Annotated in this window: 18 protein-coding genes and 1 tRNA gene; 6 read left to right on the top strand and 13 right to left on the bottom strand. The window is 43.0% G+C overall.

The window, feature by feature from the left end; translation table 11 throughout:
- Window positions 1–42 precede the first annotated feature (42 nt).
- From B5D55_RS04055 to B5D55_RS04035, 5 genes are all read left to right on the top strand, one after another.
- Entirely contained in the window at window positions 43–1017 is a 975-nt protein-coding gene (locus B5D55_RS04055) for a hypothetical protein (RefSeq protein WP_078932720.1), read from the top strand.
- On the top strand, window positions 1017–1829 hold the full coding sequence (locus B5D55_RS04050) for a hypothetical protein (protein ID WP_078932719.1): 813 nt from the start codon (window positions 1017–1019) through the stop codon (window positions 1827–1829). Before B5D55_RS04055 ends, B5D55_RS04050 begins: the two co-directional genes overlap by 1 nt.
- Entirely contained in the window at window positions 1819–2214 is a 396-nt protein-coding gene (locus tag B5D55_RS04045) for a zinc ribbon domain-containing protein (protein ID WP_078932718.1), read from the top strand. Before B5D55_RS04050 ends, B5D55_RS04045 begins: the two co-directional genes overlap by 11 nt.
- A 70-nt stretch (window positions 2215–2284) precedes the next feature.
- Window positions 2285–2367 (top strand) — tRNA-Leu (locus B5D55_RS04040).
- A gap of 152 nt (window positions 2368–2519) precedes the next feature.
- The gene (locus B5D55_RS04035) at window positions 2520–2738 is read left to right on the top strand and encodes a hypothetical protein (RefSeq protein ID WP_143593185.1); all 219 of its coding nucleotides are present in this window, start codon (window positions 2520–2522) and stop codon (window positions 2736–2738) included.
- 49 nt (window positions 2739–2787) lie between these two features.
- Here B5D55_RS04035 and B5D55_RS04030 read toward each other — a convergent pair whose 3' ends face one another.
- The 9 genes from B5D55_RS04030 to B5D55_RS03990 form a co-directional block, all read right to left on the bottom strand.
- On the bottom strand, window positions 2788–3456 hold the full coding sequence (locus B5D55_RS04030; RefSeq protein ID WP_078932716.1) for a hypothetical protein: 669 nt from the start codon (window positions 3454–3456) through the stop codon (window positions 2788–2790).
- Between the two features lie 78 nt (window positions 3457–3534).
- A complete protein-coding gene (locus tag B5D55_RS04025) occupies window positions 3535–4332 on the bottom strand; it encodes a pseudouridine synthase (protein WP_078932715.1) in 798 nt (265 codons plus the stop codon).
- Entirely contained in the window at window positions 4320–5312 is a 993-nt protein-coding gene (locus tag B5D55_RS04020) for an RluA family pseudouridine synthase (protein ID WP_078932714.1), read from the bottom strand. Before B5D55_RS04020 ends, B5D55_RS04025 begins: the two co-directional genes overlap by 13 nt.
- Window positions 5313–6074: a hypothetical protein gene (locus tag B5D55_RS04015; RefSeq protein WP_078932713.1), complete on the bottom strand. Its 762-nt coding sequence runs from the start codon at window positions 6072–6074 to the stop codon at window positions 5313–5315.
- The gene (locus tag B5D55_RS04010) at window positions 6075–6782 is read right to left on the bottom strand and encodes a YggS family pyridoxal phosphate-dependent enzyme (protein WP_078932712.1); all 708 of its coding nucleotides are present in this window, start codon (window positions 6780–6782) and stop codon (window positions 6075–6077) included.
- Window positions 6779–7663 carry a 16S rRNA (adenine(1518)-N(6)/adenine(1519)-N(6))-dimethyltransferase RsmA gene (gene rsmA / locus B5D55_RS04005; RefSeq protein ID WP_078932711.1) on the bottom strand — a complete coding sequence of 295 codons (885 nt, stop codon included), beginning with the start codon at window positions 7661–7663 and terminating at the stop codon, window positions 6779–6781. The genes B5D55_RS04010 and rsmA overlap by 4 nt, the downstream gene beginning before the upstream one ends.
- Before the next feature lie 14 nt (window positions 7664–7677).
- On the bottom strand, window positions 7678–8973 hold the full coding sequence (locus tag B5D55_RS04000; protein ID WP_078932710.1) for a ComEC/Rec2 family competence protein: 1296 nt from the start codon (window positions 8971–8973) through the stop codon (window positions 7678–7680).
- A complete protein-coding gene (locus B5D55_RS03995; RefSeq protein ID WP_078932709.1) occupies window positions 8967–10136 on the bottom strand; it encodes a hypothetical protein in 1170 nt (389 codons plus the stop codon). The genes B5D55_RS04000 and B5D55_RS03995 overlap by 7 nt, the downstream gene beginning before the upstream one ends.
- Window positions 10133–11341, bottom strand: coding sequence for a PilZ domain-containing protein (locus B5D55_RS03990; RefSeq protein WP_078932708.1), 1209 nt, complete (start codon window positions 11339–11341; stop codon window positions 10133–10135). The genes B5D55_RS03995 and B5D55_RS03990 overlap by 4 nt, the downstream gene beginning before the upstream one ends.
- Window positions 11342–11388: 47 nt before the next feature.
- On the opposite strand from B5D55_RS03990, the gene B5D55_RS03985 reads away from it, so the two are divergent.
- Window positions 11389–12141, top strand: a complete 753-nt coding sequence (locus B5D55_RS03985) for a CPBP family intramembrane glutamic endopeptidase (RefSeq protein WP_078932707.1) — start codon at window positions 11389–11391, stop codon at window positions 12139–12141.
- Window positions 12142–12223: 82 nt separating this feature from the next.
- Here B5D55_RS03985 and B5D55_RS03980 read toward each other — a convergent pair whose 3' ends face one another.
- Genes B5D55_RS03980 through B5D55_RS03965 form a run of 4 tightly spaced genes read right to left on the bottom strand, consistent with a single transcriptional unit; the run spans window position 12224 to window position 17212 of the window.
- The gene (locus B5D55_RS03980) at window positions 12224–13219 is read right to left on the bottom strand and encodes a DUF4340 domain-containing protein (RefSeq protein WP_078932706.1); all 996 of its coding nucleotides are present in this window, start codon (window positions 13217–13219) and stop codon (window positions 12224–12226) included.
- Complete coding sequence (locus tag B5D55_RS03975) at window positions 13209–15515, bottom strand: GldG family protein (protein ID WP_078932705.1); 2307 nt, start codon at window positions 15513–15515, stop codon at window positions 13209–13211. Before B5D55_RS03975 ends, B5D55_RS03980 begins: the two co-directional genes overlap by 11 nt.
- Window positions 15512–16267: an ABC transporter ATP-binding protein gene (locus B5D55_RS03970; RefSeq protein WP_078932704.1), complete on the bottom strand. Its 756-nt coding sequence runs from the start codon at window positions 16265–16267 to the stop codon at window positions 15512–15514. The genes B5D55_RS03975 and B5D55_RS03970 overlap by 4 nt, the downstream gene beginning before the upstream one ends.
- Before the next feature lie 18 nt (window positions 16268–16285).
- Window positions 16286–17212: a ribonuclease Z gene (locus B5D55_RS03965; RefSeq protein ID WP_078932703.1), complete on the bottom strand. Its 927-nt coding sequence runs from the start codon at window positions 17210–17212 to the stop codon at window positions 16286–16288.
- Between the last annotated feature and the right edge of the window lie 43 nt (window positions 17213–17255).

Here is a 17255-nt window from a genome sequence, read left to right as displayed (position 1 = left end):
AATAAAAACAAAGGTTTTCAATCTACAATTTGGAGAAATAAATTGAAGAAAAAATTAGGCTTGATTATATCATTTTTGTTTGTTTTTGGACAGATGGCACTTTTTGCTCAGAATACGGCGGAAAACTTCAAGGATGTTTCCGTTTCGATAAAATATTTTGACAGAACTGTCTATTATCCAGGTTCAGAAGATGAAAATCCTGTTTTCGTGCAGGTTTCCATACGTAATAACGGTGCAAAAACACTTCGTTTCAAGCTTGCTGATGACAGAATGTTCAGCGTAGATTTCAACGCCTATACGGTAAAAAATACAATGCTTGGTCAGACAGAGAAGATTGTGCGTAAGCGTACGACAAATCAGACTGTTTATTTCAGGGAGATTTCGCTTGAAAACGGTGAAGAATATTCTTTTGTAGAAAATCTGAAGGATTATATAGAAATAAAAGAACCGTCTGTTTATTACATTGAGCTGCTTTTTTATCCGGAACTGTATAAGTCAAAATATATTTCGCTCACTTCAAACCGTCTGAGCCTTGAGGTGCGCCCTTCTCCGTCTGCGGCGTCAAGTTCAGTTCTTCCTGTAAAAGCTTCTACTGCGGAACTTCTTGTGCCGGAAGAAATTTCTCCTGATAAAGTTGTTGAGCAGACGATTATTGCCCGCCAGAAATCATTGTGGGATCAATACTTTTTGTATATGGACGTTGAGGCTATGCTTCAGAGAAATGCCGCCGCAAAGCGCAAGTATACGAGCGTTTCTGCCGATGAGCGTGCGCGTATGCTGAAAAGCTATAAGTCTGATTTGATGCAGTCCCGGATAGACAATGACATTGTTGCCGTTCCGGAGCGTTTTGAAATCGAAAAGACAGTCTATACAAAAACAGAGGGAACGGTTACTGTAACAGAGTGGTTTAAATATCCTAATTTCCACGAGAAAAAAAGTTACGTTTATAAAGTCAGGCAGCGCGAGGGAATATGGCAGATTTATGATTATACGGTAACTAATTTGGGGACTGAATAATGAAGGCGCTGGTAATTTCCGATGACGATAAATCTTTAGGTGTAATTGACTCTATATTGCAGACGAATGGCATTGATTCCATAAATTATAAGTGGCTTATAAAAGCGCTTGATAATGTGGAGGAAATTCGTCCGGATTTGATTATCATAAATGTTCTTGATTATCCGCGTCATTGGAAAACGCTTGCGCAATTTGTCCGCAGTACGTTTGAGGACTCCATAAAAATTCTGCTGTATGTACCAGAGTCTTTCAGCAGTGATGAATATAAAAAGGCTGCGGAACTTGGAATAGAAAGTTGTTTTTCTTCTTTTGATGATTTTGCATCGGAGCTTCCAGAAATAAGGTATTTTGGAAAAAACTATCCGCCGTACGAAGAGCCGAAAGAAACAAATGACTCCCCTTTTAGTTCTGTTTTTGAACGCCCGGCAAAATCCGTGTCAGAAATGCAGGACGAAAAGAATACGGTCGGGACTGATAATGAAGTTCCAACTGTTTCAAATATCGTTGCAGCAGCATCTGCTGGCGGAAGTTTGGAAAAAAGCCCGGAGGAAACTTCCCGGAAACAGGAAATAACGCTTGCAAAAAATCTTCCTGACGGCTCATTTGCGCTTTTTACTGTGGAAAATCTTTTTACTTCAAGTACCGACGATTTTGTGCTGTATACGTGCGATTCTCTTTTTGAGGAGAATAAAAATTATGTTGAAAATAAAAATCAGGGTGAAGAGTCAAAGTTAGAGAAAGACAGCGGTTTGCAGGGTGTAAAACGCTGGGGCTCACTTTTAAAACGCATACAGGAAATTTATGAAAAATAGACAGAAGGCAAAATTTTTTTGTGAAAATTGCGGTTCTGAAGTTCCCGAAAATGCAAAGGTCTGTAAGACGTGCGGAAAATTCTTTATTTCTGTCCGATGTCCTAACTGCGGTGCTACAGGCGCACAAAGTGACTTTTTCGGCGGCTGTCCTAACTGCGGCTATGCAGTGAATAAACAGCAGGGTGCGTCAAGTACCGGAAATAGAAAACGCCAAAAAAATCAGCGCGGGAAAAAGAGTCGTTCTCAGTACGGATTTAATACCGTTTTTTCTTCCGGGAAGTCCGGCTACGTTCAAAATGAAGAGTCTTCCCTTCCGCTTTGGGTGTATATTGTAACCGTTTCTGTCCTGGTTGTAGTTCTGTTTGCAATTTACAGCTGCATTTAATAATCAGTCATTTTTCGCGTTCAAGCATTGACTGAATTATCGTAATTTAGTATTATATTATCATTGTTTTGCCCGGTTGGCGAAATTGGTAGACGCGCTTGGTTCAGGTCCAAGTGAGCTTTGCTCTTGCGAGTTCAAATCTCGTGCCGGGTACTCTTGAAAGGCTGTGGTTGCACAGTCTTTTTTGTTTTCATTTTTTGTTCATCTAAAAAATAAATTTTAGTTGACGGCCGGCCTTGAGTGTTTTCATTTATCATCTTTTTTATGAAACGGTTAACTTTATTTTTTTATGCGTTCTGAGTACAGTGATTTTTTTATCCTGCTCAGATACGTTCAAATCTACTCTTGAAGTAAGGAACGAAAGCTTCTCCTATAATTATTCCGATACTATTACTGACATTATGATTTCAGAAGGTCAGTACAATATAGATACAATTGCCAATTACAAAAATCCGGCAGAATTCCGCAATGTTGATACCGTAACTTTTATTTTTGACGGAAACGGACTCTACAAACAAAAATGAGATTTATTCCTTTTTAGACAAACAAAAGAGCGCAACGTTGCGCTCTTTGTCAGTCTTCTGCTTTCATTCCGGCCGGAGTTTGTCCGGCTGTTTCTCCAAAGATTATGGATTTATTTTCTTTTGCCTTACTGCTTGATAAATATAAGGACAGAAAAAATGAGCAGAGCATGTAAATTGAAAATAAAACAGTCAGGATGATATTTGCAGTTTTATAGAACGGATTGATTTTTTCTACGCATATTTCCTTGAGTGAAATCAGTGCATCTTTTACAGAAAGCATGTTATCAGTTCTTTCTAGATAATCTATAGTTCTTAATGCAGTGCCTGTAAAGTCATCTATGTTTGCTTTTATTATATTAAGTACGATATCTTCCAGCGGTCTGTCAGATGCTTTCACTGTAAATGATTGCTGAAGCAGTGTTTTTATTTCTGATGTATCCATCTGCGCATCAAGCGAACCTGGATAGATTTCGTTTGCTTTTGCTTCAAGCCTGGATATTTGAAGATTCAGAAATGCATCTAAATTCTTTTTTATAAAGCTTACGGCTGAACCGGAAGCAATAAAAAGTACCAGGACAATTATGTTTGCAATGAAAATACATAAACGATATGTATTATTCTCTATCTTTCTTACTAAAAAAACGAAATGGCAATTATGATGATTCCGATAATAAATTTGCGGAATCAGCAATAAAAATGAAACCTTGTATAAAGGCATCACGATTATTGCTAATCCGCAAAACAATAAAGGGAGTTTTATAAAGATTTTGAGAGGGAGGCGTTTTTTTTCTTCTCCCTATACCTCAATCGAAAAATAAATCCGTTCGCCTGTTGCGGGATTTATAAAGGAAAGGCCTGTTGCGAAAAACTGCATTCCGGAAAAATCTACGTCTGTTCCTACGTCTGCTGAACATTCACATTCCGGCTGAGTTCTTGTCCGGAAATTGTAAAGTCTGTCGTTGATGACAGGAATTCCAAGCCAGGCAAGATGGCAGCGGACTTGATGGCGGTAACCTGCTGTTATGGAACATTCCGCAGTCAGAATGTCGTCTTTTTTTTTGATGACCGTAACTGTCGTTTCATATTTTTTATCGAAACGGCATTTTTTTTGCGCGGCTTTTCCCGAAGTCTGCGTAACAGGCCGGACTTCTTTATTTCCGGTTGCGTAATTTCTGAAATAAGAACAGAGCGTTATCGTCTGGTGAGGATTTGTTTTAAAAGCCTGCATTCCGGCTGTTTTTTCCGGAAAACCAGACAGTTTTTCAGGATTTTCAGGGAGAACGGCACATTTTGCTGTATAGGTTTTTTGAAAAAGATTGTTTTTCTGCTGCTCCTGAAGAAAAGCATAACATTCCTGAGTGGCGGCAATAAGGAGCAGCCCGCTAGTCTGCGTGTCAAGACGGTGCAGGAGTCCGTGTTCAATTTCTTTTCTGCTACGGACTTCAAGCAGTTGAGGAAACTGCGTGGCGGACTGGGAGAATGCGTTTTTTTTGTCATCGGGAGAAAGTGGCGCAGACGGAAGCCCTGCCGGTTTATTTATGACGAGAAACGGCTCATTGTCTTTAGGCGGATGAACAATCTCTATTTGCTGCATACTCTGCGAACCTTCGGCATTATTTCTTTCGGGTATGTTTTTTTCAGGACGCGCAGGATTTTTATAAAACGTTCCGGGATTGATGCCTTGAACCTGCGGTATTTCTGTTCGCCGGGAAGCTTTAAAATCATCTGCCGTGAATGAAGCATAAGCGTTGCATCTGGAAAAAGTGCATCCGGTTTACCGTATATTTTGTCACCAAGAATCGGACAGCCGATATATCGCATATGGACTCTGATTTGATGCGTGCGCCCTGTTTTTATGCGTACGCGAATGAGCGAATACTTCCCGAAACAGGCTATGCAGTGATAGATTGAGCGCGCGAATTTTCCTTCTTCTGTTGCGGTTACGGCTTTGAACCGCTGTCTGTTTTTCATATCGCGTATTATCTGAGTTTTTATGTCTCCGGACGATGCAGGAGGTCTTCCGCAAACAATACAAAGATATTCCTTCTGAAGCAGTCTGTCCTTGAACTGTCTTCCTAAATATTCTTCTGTTTCCCGGTTCTTTGCCGTAATTATAAGACCGGAGGTGTCCTTGTCAAGGCGGTGAACGATTCCTGGACGGCGTTTCTGCAGGATTTCTTCACTCCTTCCTTCCTTTAGCTGTGGGACGGCAGACCTTCCCCAGTAAAAAAGAAGCGCATTTACAAGAGTTCCCGTCCAGTTTCCGGCAGCAGGATGCGTTACCATTCCCTGCCGTTTGTTGATTATGGTGACATTTTCGTCCTCGTAGACGATGTTCAGCGTTATGTTTTCCGGTTCTATATTTTCCGGGATGTTTTCTTCCCAGAAAACGTCGATAATGTCACCGGCTTTTACTTTTGAGGATAATTTTGCGTTTTTTCCATTGAGGAGCAGTTCCTGTGCGCAGGCTTTAAGTTTTGAGCGGTTCATACCGTTTTTAAGTGTTGCAATGTACTGGTCAAGCCGGATGCTGTCTTGAAAATCCGGCGGTAATTTTATATGAATGACTGGCATTTATTCTTCCGTTACATTTTCCTGCGTTGTTTTTATTTTCCGTGCTTTTTTTGTTTTCTTTGCACTTTTTACAGAGCCTGACTCCGGCTGATTTTCTTCTGACTCAGGCGATTTTTCAAAAAATTCATTGCCGGCTGCATCTATTTCGGTTAGTTCTGTCTTATTTTTCTCCGCTGTACTTTCTGCGGAACTTCCGTTCTGAATGGCTGTATGGATTTCATCAGGCGGAATGATTATTGTTTCTCCTGCATTATTGTCCGCATCGAAAGGCTGTTGATTTGCCGGCGGCGGAAGAATTTTCGTTGCCTCCGGATCGTCTGCTACAGATTCAATGTTTATATTTCCTTTTTTCTGAGTGCGCATTTTTTTCTTCTGATTGGAGCGTTTTACCGAATGAACGATAAAGTCTGTTATTCCTATTCCAAGACAGATTCCAAGCGACGTAAGCAGAATGCCGGCCTGTTCCCCAGATGTGTAGGAGCTTGTGTCCGAACCTTGCGCAAACGGATTTAAAAAATAGTCAGAGTCAAAATTATGGAACGCATAATTTCCGAACGAATAGCACAGCGACGTATTTAGCGTAATAAAAGGCATTGCGCCAAGCGTGATGATTTCTGCGCGCCGCAAATCCTTCAGCCAGGACGGAAATTCATCTTCTTCATATGGTTCTGGCGTCGTTGATTTTGTATCAGCGGCAAATACAGGCGTCAGGTTCGCAAAAAGAGAAAGGCATATTATTGACGCAATCAGTTTTTTCTTCATTTATTCCGAATAATTCCGTTCGCCGAAAATGGCCGTTCCCACGCGTACTTCCGTAGAACCTTCCTCTATGGCGATTTTATAGTCATTTGACATTCCCATTGAAAGAACAGGCAACGTAAATTCCGGAAATGCTGTCCGTATTTGTTCTGCATAAAGGCGGACTGTAGAGAACGATTTTCTGATGAGCGCTTCATCATCTGTAAAAGGCGCCATTGTCATAAGTCCGTTCAGAATGACGTGAGGCGTATTTCCGTCTGCAATGAACTGAACGGCAGAGACAAGCGAGTCAAAATTCTCAAAACCTGATTTGGAATCTTCCGCAGTGTGAACTTCAAGCAGAATTTTTATTGTCTTATTGATTTTTTCGCACTGTTTTTCAATTTCCTTTATCAATTCTATTCTGTCTGCTGACTCTATGCAGTTTGCAATCTGAACGGCTTTTTTTACCTTGTTCGACTGAAGCTGCCCGATTATATGAAGTTCGGCTTCCGGGTGAGTCCTGTGAATTTCAGTGAATTTAGCGGCGGCTTCCTGAACCCGGTTTTCCCCGAACATACACTGCCCTGCCTTTATTGCTTCAAGAACGGCATCAGCCGGGTGAAACTTACTTACCGCAAGCAGTTTTACTGAATTTTCCTGTCTGCCGGCTTTTTTTTCTGAGTATCGTATATTTTCCAAAACTGTTTCTAGATTTTTCTGAATGCTCATTTTTTGATACCGTTTTGTATTATATCAGCATTGACTATGTCGGACAACAGGAGAAGCGTTTTTACAGGGAGCGTTTCCGCCCTTACAGACGGCTCTATACCGGCCTTTTCCAGCGCCACCGCCGCTTTTTCTGAGTCAGATAAAAATGCGGAAAGGTTGTTTCTGATGTTCTTGCGTCTGGAAGAGAACAGTCCGCGCTGAAGTTTTACGAAAAGTGCGGGATTGTCGCAGCAGGGAAAATCTGGTTTCATTGTCATTGAAAAGGCGCTGGAAGTTACATTCGGTTTTGGCCAGAAGTTTCCGCCCGAAAGATCCATAATATGCTTAAGATTGTATGCCCACTGGCACAGAATTGAAAACGACGAATAATCTTCCGTTCCGGGGGTTGCCATAGCCCTTGCGGCAACTTCCTTCTGAACGGTAAAAACGGCGCGGTCAAAGCGGATGTTTTTTTCGATAGTGTCTGCGATGAGTGCGGCGGCAATATTGTACGGAAGGTTTCCGAAAAATCTGTCCGGCTTTCCCTGAGTCAGAGCAGTTTGCCACGTTTTAAGAACATCTCCTTCAATTATTGTGAGCGCGCCGTTCTGTATGTATTCATTGAAAAACTGCCTTAAAAGAGATGCAAATCCCCTGTCAATTTCAAAAACTGTAAGGCGCGCGCCTCTTCTAAGAATTTCAGAAGTCATTGAGCCTAAGCCAGGTCCTACTTCCCATACGCTTGTGCCTTCGGTGATTTCAAGCGCATCAATTATTTTTATACGGGCCTGCTCGTTTATAAGAAAATTCTGCCCGAATTTTTTTTGCATCGCCATATTATTAGCATCAAGAAAAGTCTTGAGTTCCGCAGGAGAATTATAGTCGGGGTGCGGTAAATTCATATTCTGTCCTCTGTTTAGAATGAAAAAGCCGGCGCACAGGCAAAAAACCGTACGCTTTTTATAATGACAGTATAGACTAGATTCATAAAAAATGCAGCAGCCGGAGCAAAAAAAGGAAAGAGAAAACTTATAATAAGGCTAAAAAGTCCGGTTAAGATAAAAAACATGATGAGCGGAGAAATGACGGCTGTAGCAATTATTCCGATTGGAGCGAACGTTCCGAAACATTTTATGCTGATCGGTGCGGTAAATGATTGTGCGCCGGTACTTGCTCCTATAGCAGATGCACAAGACGGCGGAACATTCCGTATCAGAATTCGTGTGAAAAATTCAGAGAACAGCAGAATTCCAAGCAGGGCTCCGTAGGAAAGCAGGAATGATGTTTTAAATGCGTCTGCCGGAAAAATCACGCAGTGAATAAGAAATGATGCTGAAAGAATATCAAGCGGTTTTAAAGATTTTATGCGAAGCATACTGCAAAAAAGCGTTATAGTACTGCATAAAAGCGCCCGGAAAAGTGACGGAGAAAGCCCTGCAAACCAGACGAACAGAACGATTGCCGCAAACTGAAAAATAAATTCTGCCTTTTTTCCTGTTTTATGCGAGATTTTTGCCGTAATTCCTGAAAAAAGCGAAAGGTGCATTCCTGAAAGTGCAAGAATGTGCGAAAGCCCTGCCCGGCGGAAACTGTCTGCGGCAGACTGGTCTGTATATTCCCTGATTCCCGATATAAGTGCAAGAAAAAGTCCGCCGGCTTCGTTCCAGTAAAACATAATCCGCCTGAACTTAAGCCTGAACAGCGCACGGAAGCGGCTGATTTTCCCAAAAAGCGTCGTATTACAGGGAAGCTGCCTCACGTTCTTTGCTAAAAACGTTTCTTCTCCGCCGTTACCGTTACGGAAAAAAGCGCCTGTTACTTCAAGAACGGCACCTGTGTCGCAAAGAACTGCGCCTGAGCCGGAGGGGCTGCCGGCGGCGGACTGGGAGTACAGTTTTCCTGGAAAAAACGCTTCTACAAAAGCAGGCGGCAGCACAAGACGCACTGTTCCCCTGCATTCAGCATTTATTCCCTTTGTTTTTGATTCGGCGTATTCCGTCCTGAAGTCGCAGATGTATGAACCTGTCGAGGCGTTTTTTACAGGATTGGAAACTACTTTTCCTTTAAGGACGGTTACGTTTTCCTTTGGAATAATTCCGGCGTAAAAACACGTTTTTTTAGCCGGAATTATTCCCGAATACAAAAAAACGGCGCATATAACGGCCGCTGCAACAACCGGACGCAGTCTGTATTTTTTTGAACATTCTACCATTTCAAGCCTGCCAGAGCATCTCTGGCAGCTTTGATAACGGAATCTGAATAGTTGTAGTAAGTAACGGAAAGCAGTGAGTCAAACGCATTCTTATCTCCAATAGCCCCCAAAGAGCGGATTATAGAGAGAATGACAGCATCTGCCGGGACGTTTGTTTCCGTTTCCTTTGCCCTGTTGATTTGATGCAGATAGGAAGACAGCACGGAAACACAGTCAAGCGGAGCAATGTCAGGCAGTTTTGCGATAATATCTGAAAACAGGGCGTCCGAAAGTTTCTTTTCTTCATACAATTTTTTTGAAAAATCATAGAATTGTATTACCTTTTTTGAAGCCCTCGTCCATTTCTGTTCTGCAAGAAGATTGTATGCCTCTGCCTGAAGCATAAGCAGCTGTTCGTCCGCAGTGCTGGAATTCTCCACTATATATATCGTGCGGGACAGGACATTTTCGGCAATATCTGCCTTAAATTTTGAAGAATTTTTTTCATTTTTTACGCATAAATCAAACAGATTCCGGCATTGCTGCGGCGTACCGTTTTGTATGAATGCAATAACTTCTGCTTCGGATTTTTCCATAAGCTGAATGACTGCGTTTTTTATTTCCGTGTTATAGGAAGCATACTCCTGCCGTTCAAGACAGTCGAATAAAATCGGAAAAGACTCTTTTCCGCCGATTACTCCAAGCGTAGAAAATACTGCTGTATTCATCGCCTGAGAGGCAGAATGAAAATCGCTGCCCTGTACGTATTTATTTAAAAGAGAAGCAAATTCCGCGCCAGGAAGCTGTAACAGGGAAAGACGGTTCAGAACCGCGATTTTTAGCGTTTCGTCGGAAAAAAGCGTATACAGCTTGTAAAAATCTGATGATACGGCTGTCTTTTCTTCTGCAGAAAGCGATTTTACGTATGCTGACGGTAATGAAAGGACACCGGCAACTGCAAGTGCCGACAAATCGCGGTCTTTTCCTAAAATCTCGCGGTAATTTATGGCAAATTGTATGGCATTGCGCGAAAGTTCTGCGGCTTCATATTCTGATGCTTCGCGAACGGCAACAGTTTTTTCGGCAAGATTTCCTCTTATAAATTTTTTCTGGTTGGGCGTTCCTTCCGCAGACAGCATAGCACAAAAGGCCAGGCACAGTGTAATAGTCAGATTTCGTTTCATAGCGTGTCCTCCATATCGTCTGAGTCGTCTTCCGGTATTTCTATTGAATAGTCATCGTCCGGTTCTGTTGTATCCTTGATTGTATTATAGTCAGGTATGGAACTGCTTACTTCCTGCTCCATTCGTGCAGAAACAGTTTCATTTTGATTTTCATCTTCTTTAGATTCTGCATCGGCTTTTTCATCTTCATCAGTGTATGAAAGTGCATCAAAAATCTCTTTTTCACTCTGCGGAAGGATATTGTAGACGTAGCTTAGAACGTGATTACGCATTATGTCGTCAATGTGAATGCACTCAAAATGAAGGCGCGACTGCTTGAGTTCTTCGTTATATTCAACTGTCCTTATTACGCCGAACATTACTACAAGCTTGTTCTGAAGCTGGAACTGAAGGCGTATCTGAATGTTCGGAACGCCCTTTCCGCCTATTCTGATTAACGCACCCTTTTCTGAAATGTCTTCAATAATGCATTTATAGCCGGGTTTTGTTTCAACTTTGCTGTAATTTATTGTTTTTTCCGTAAGGATATACAAGTCCGAATAAATATGGCACTTTGCGCGTACGGCGTTCCTTTTCTGGGTACGGACAAGATTTGCGGAATGCTGGAGGAACAGGCTCGGTTTTCCCAGAAACAGCCCTTCCCTTGTAACTACTGTATCAAATACGTAGCGCGCATCTTCTTTTCTCCATAAATATACGCTGATTGTCTTTCCTATCCATTCTGTCCCTTCTACGGTAATCTGTCCCTGCTGGGTCGGAATGCGGATTATGATTTCCCGTCCGTTATTTACGATTTCGGATGCAAAAACTCCTTTTCCCGGAAGAATAATCCGTAGTTTCTGCCCGTTCGTAAGGGAACGCGTTGAATCAAGTCCCCGTTTTTTGTCTGCTTCCGCTTCTGTTTTTGTCCTGAAATCATAAAGTTTTGAAAGAAGTTTTTGCAGGCTTTCGCTTGCCTGTACTTCTGCCTTATGCTTTATCTGTGATATGCATTTTGTGAGTTCTGGAAGTGAAAGAAAAAGCGAAACAGGATCAGCCAGTTCGCAGGCAGATGCACATTGCCAAAGAGTCCTTACTTCAATAATTGAAAATCCCCTGTTCAGTCCTTCAAGAAAGAAATTGATTTTGTTCTTGTAAATATGGCCGATTTTTACCGCTATGAGAATGATGACTGTCAAAATCAACAGAGTTACAGGCAAAACCATATATACAAAAAATCTCCTTGTATTTATAATATCACAATAACCATCAAATGAAAATACGTTCTTTTTTATTGCAGACAGTGCTGTTTACTGCTGTTTTTTTATTTTTTCTGCTTCCGCCGCTTTTTCAGGGAGAGTCATCGGAGTCCGTTCTTGATTTTTCTCAGCCGGATATTCTGTTTCTTCATATATTTCAGACTGCATTCTCTGTCGCTTTACTGTATGCTGTAAAATCCGTGTACGGCATTTTGCCGGAGAAAAAAAATCCGTGTAAAAAAAATTCACCCCGTGCTATGAAAATTGCCATAAATACAGGTGCGGTTCTTGTTGCATTCGGAGAACTCTGCGTATGCGCGGCGGTGCTTCAGTTTGCGGCGGCTTTTTCGGAGGACGGCAGGACTTCCGCGCAGGTAATAATGCCTGAATCATTCCCCGGCTGGATTTTATGCGTAGTATGCTTTCTTCTTGCGGCATTTTATGAAGAATCTGTATACCGTTTTTTTCTTCCGGAAACGTTTTCCGTTCTTTTAAAAAATGTTGTTTCAAAAGCCGCCGGAAACATTTACGGCGGAACTGAAATTTCTTCCCAAACTGAAAAACGATGTGTCCTTGCATCAGAATTTTTTTCTGCCGCAGTTTTTGCTTTTTCCCACCGCTATTTAGGTTTTTTTGCCGTATTGAACGGTGCTGCCGGCTACTGCACCCTTCGAATCTGCTTTAAAAAAACAGGTTCTCTTGTTCCGGGCTGTATTGCACACTTCCTGTACAATCTTCTGAACCTTATGCTTTTGTCTGCCTTCTGACTTTTACGAAACTGTGATTTCCGCCTGATTTTTTCTCTGAAAGCCGAACGAATTGCATCCGACGGCATTTTTTCCGGGGCGCCTACAGTCCGAACGTTTCCATAATTTTTGCGTACGTCCAGCTGCTTATATGGAACGCGTAGTCAAGCGGCTTTGAATGACAGCGAATGATATAATCGGAAAGTGCGTTCTCCGAGCCCAAATTCTTTTCCTTTTTTTCGTGCGCGCCGCCGGAAATTCGTTGATAGAACGAAAGCGTAAGGAATTCTCCCTGTCCGAATTCAATTTCCATAACGGAAACAGGCTCGTCTGAATATCCTTCTTTTGAAGTGCTTACTGCTCCGTGCCTCAGTTCAAGCAGTTTTGCGTCTGCGGCCGTTCCTTTTGGAACATACGTTTTTTTTGTTCCGCCAGCTGTAATCCGTATTTTCTGAATGTCGGTATATGGCGCAGAAAGAAGCGAACGCGGAATTACGTAGGGGTCATACCAGAACTGCGATTCTGCGTGAAGAAGCTCTGCAAATTCAAAATCAGTTTTGTAGATAACATTCGCTTCTCCAATCTGGATGTAGCGGAATCTCCGCGAAAAATCTTCGTTCCCGACGGTAATTTTTGCGGTGACGCCTTCATTAGTCCTGTAGGAAATCGTAACGGAATTTTCCTGCATAAGTCCGTAGGAATTTTCGCGTGAAAGTTTTTCCGAAACTTTGTACAGCGTAACTGTTTTCTGAAGGTTCTGGATAATCCGCCTGACGACAGTTTTGTCCACAGGAAAAACAGCCGATGACTCCCCCTGCTCCGTTGCGTATCTGACTGCTCCCGTCCAGAGTCCTCCGTCCTGTAATATTGAAAGAACCGTGTCGTTTTTTGATATTTCAAGCGCAACTACGGAGTCCGCATATTTTTTGTTTAAAAATACAGTTTCCGATGGCACAGGTGAATGTCCGTTTTTTGCACGCGACGGAATGAACGATGCGATGTAAAGAATTCCAAGAAGAACCGTAGTAACAAGAAGGAATGTTGTGCGCTTTTTCGGTTCTGCGGCGATTGAATTAAAAAAATGAATTTTATTTTTCATAGCAGCCTGCGTATTGCCTGATTTTGTTTTTCCGCAGAATGTACGAGGCAATTCCTGCGGCAATAATCAGAAGCGGATTTAGAATGAATGTGCAGAATATCGTCTGGTTTCGTGCCGAACGGAAACTTTCTGCGTCAGTAACTTTGTACAGAAATTGATTTTTTGCCGAAGTTGCGCCCGAGTCCTGAAGGACGGCAAGTTCTTCCTCTCCGTTAAGGCGAAGAAGCCTGTTCACCAGAAAATCAAGGTTTCTGTAGTCGCCGTAAGCTCCGCCTATGTAGCCGAGCATAAGCGAATGTACAAAATACTGGTCGGTGATTACTTCGTATTCAACATTGTCAAAAATTCCTGCGTTGTAAAAACCGTATACAGAGTCTGATACGTGAACGCCTACCGGACGCATTTTCTGTACGGCTTTCTGCGGATTGTAGCCTGCATTGCTCAGAATGAACGGATTTGTTTCAAAAAGTGAGTCAGAACTGTTTGTGTCTGGGTGCATCTCATACGATGAAGAAGACGTGTAAAGAAGATTAACTGCGTTTTCCTGAAAAGACCGCACTTCTACCGGCCAGAACAGCGTAATTCCCTGCCGTGCGTTTTCCTGCGGAAGAAGCTGAACCCACTGAAAATAGTTCAGCTGTGCAGAATGTGCTGACGAAGCGGCAGAACCGTCTGCATTTTCGTAGCTTTCCATAGTAATCCGGGCGCACGAAAGGTCGCAGATAATGTCCGGCGAAAATTCCGTGCCGAATGCCGAAAGAAGCGTTATTAGCCGCTGGTTTCTGCTTTTCGTGATGTGCCAGGAATTTTCGATGTCTGCTTCATAAGGAGAAACGGCGAACAGAACGCGTCCTCCGCTTTCAAGATACGTTTCAATCGCCATACAGTCGTCGTCAGAAAGCGCGCCTGAACCAAGCACAAGAAGAAGGTTTCCGTAATTCCTGCTCTGTTCAAGTTGATACGAAAGTCTACCCGCAGAAATGTCAATTTCATTGCAGATAAATCCCTGTGCCGAAAGCCACGGAATGACGTAGCTGTAGTCACTTTTCAGAGAAAGTCCGTTTCCGCAAAGGACTGTTACGTATCTCTTTTTTCCAGTAATCAGGTGTTCAAGCCTTCCTGCAATATCATATTCAAGTGTGTCACAGGAAAGAATGAACGGAATTACCTCCCATGCGCCTTCATATTCGATGACGATGGCAGAATATACGTTAATAAATTCAGTTCGGTTGTTTCCTGCCGTTTGAATTTGCTGCGATGCAATTCCGTAGTATTCAAGTGCGGCGGCGCTGCTGCTGTCTTTGTCCGGGGAAACGGCACAGACGCTTACGTTTTTGTCCGCTGCAAGTTCAGTAAGAAAATCGTATACGTCACGAGTCTGCGGATAAAGAGACGAAAGAACGCTGCTTCTGTAATATGTAATGCGGACGGAACTTTCTGCCGCAGAAAGAAGTTTTTTTGTATACGGCGAAACGGTAAATTTCTGCGATGCGGTTAAGTCAAGGCGGAAACTGTATGCGCCGGAATTAAGGCTTGCAAAGACAAAAATAAGCGCGGCAAGAAAAATCTGCGTCCGCTCTTGTTTTGTGTATGTTTTCCCTGCATGTTTTTCGCGTATAAGAACAGTAAGCAGAAAGAACAGTAAGGTGGCGGCAATAAAATAGAATATGTCACGCGAATCCAGAATTCCTTTTGCGGCGCGGTCAAAATGCCAGGAAAAGCTTGCTGCCTGAACAAAGCGCATAATGACGGAGGACGTTGCCGCAAAGCGAGACACAAGGTGGATTGAGTTTGTAACCGCAAGCACAAGCGCAGAAAATACGAATGCAAGCGTATTGGACTGAATTGCGGAAAAGAAAAAGACCGCGCATGATACTGCCGCCGCCGCATACAGTATTACAAGCAGAAAACTTGATGCCGCCGCACCGGCATCAACATCGCCAAAAAGGTTTACGCACAGAGGAACGGCCGCCAGCGGAAGAAGCATTGTGCAGAACTGCGCAAAAACGCCGGTCCAGTATGCAATCGTACTGAATGCGGTTGTGAACGGAAGCGTATTTTCCTGGCTTCCGCCGGTACGTATGCACAGTGCAGGAATAATAAGGATAGAAATGTACGGAATTGCGGAAAAAAAGTAATGCAGGTCAGTAGTACCTTTTCCGCCAAAGAAATTCTGCATAAAGAAAAATTGGAACGCGCAGAATACAGTAAAAATAACTGCCGACACGTAGAATACCGGCGAAGTAAACGAAAGGTAGAGCCGCTGTTTCAGGAATGAACGCTTTGCTTTATTCATTTTATCTGACTTCCTGTTTTTGTAACGGAAAGAAACGCTTTTTCAATGTCCGCTTCTCCTGTCTGACGGAGAATTTCTTCTTCCGTACCGCAAGCTGCCGTCGTTCCGTCATAAAGAATATAGACGTAATCGCACAGAGAATGAACCTCCTGCATAAGATGCGTAGATATAAGGATAGTTTTTGATTTTCCGTGTTCTTTTATGATGTTTCTGAACTGAATAATCTGCGCTGGGTCAAGACCGTTTACAGGTTCGTCAAGAATTACGTTCGGCGGATTGTGTATGAAGCACTGCGCAAAGCTTACGCGCTGCCTGAATCCTTTTGAAAGCTCCCCTATTTTTTTTTCAAGAACGCTTCCGAGTTCCCATTCTTCTACGGCACGCATAAAATCCTGCTTTCTGGTACTGCTTTCCGGGCAGTAAAGTTCCTGCGTAAAATGCAGATATTCTGCGGCAGTAAGATTAAGCGGAAGCGGGCCGGATTCCGGTACGCAGCCGATTACCGTGCGGACGGCAGCAGGATTTTCGGAAGCGTTTATCCAGCGTGCATTTTCACCGTTACCGTCGCTGATTTTTACGCTTCCTGATGTTGCGTAATGCTCCGCGGTGATTGCCTTTATGACAGTCGTTTTTCCTGCGCCGTTAAGACCTAGAAGTCCTGTAATGCCTTTTTCTGCACGCAGGTTTATATTAAAAACGACAGGCGCGGATTTTTTTGAATATGCTTTTGAAAAATCTTTAAGTTCTATCATCAGTCTGTCAGTCTGTTGTCAGTCTATATATGGAATTTCTATGTGCATACGGTCTTTAGAAAGTTCCGCCGCAGGAAAGATTTTCTGCGCCTGCTCAAGAAGTTTTCCCAGTTCCTTGTCCGTGTAGCGCGGACTGTAGTGAATAAGGCACATCTTACGCACGTTTGCATCACGCGCAATAGTAGCTGCCTGGCTTGCCGTCATATGCTTTTTTTCCTTTGCCTGATCAATCAGTTCGTCTTCAAACATTCCTTCGCACACAAGCAGGTCAGACCCCATAACTTCTTTTGCAATTCCCTGCTTGTACAGCGTATCAGTAACAAAACTGAATTTCCGTCCGCTTCTTTTAGAACCCATAACCTGCTCAGGAGTTACAACGTCGCCGGAAGGTGTCGTTACGTTCTGCCCTTTCTGAAGTTTTCCCCAAAGCGGCCCCATCGGAACGCCAAGGCTTGCCGCTTTCTGCGGATTGAATTCACCCGGACGGTCAAGTTCTTCAAGAGTATAGCCTACGCACGTCTTTGTATGCTCAAGCGGAAATGCGCGGATGTAAAAATCTTCGCCCTGATGAACGATGCACGGCGCGGTGATTTCCTTTACGACAATCGGATAGTTTATGTACATATCAAGAACCTTGCGGCTTGACTCGATGTATTCTGCGATTTTCGGCGGACCGTAGATGTAAAGAGGTTCAGTCCTGTCTACCTGCGCACTGAGCATAAGTATTCCGGGAAGACCTGTTACGTGGTCTGCGTGCGTATGGGAAACAAAAATAGCATTTATTTTCTTCCACTTCAGATTGAGCCTTCTCAATGAAACCTGCGTGCCTTCTCCTCCGTCAAACAAGAACAAATCGCCGTCGCGCCGAAGAAGAACGGACGTCAGATGGCGGAACGGAAGCGGCATCATTCCGCCGCATCCTAAAATAAATGCTTCCATATTCATAATGAACCTATCTTACAGAAAAAAATGATTATTCTCAATGAGT

Origin of the sequence: Treponema porcinum, assembly GCF_900167145.1 — a bacterium.
Lineage (GTDB): Bacteria > Spirochaetota > Spirochaetia > Treponematales > Treponemataceae > Treponema_D > Treponema_D porcinum.
Note: the sequence above shows the minus strand (reverse complement) of the source record. Positions and strands in the feature narration are given on the sequence as shown.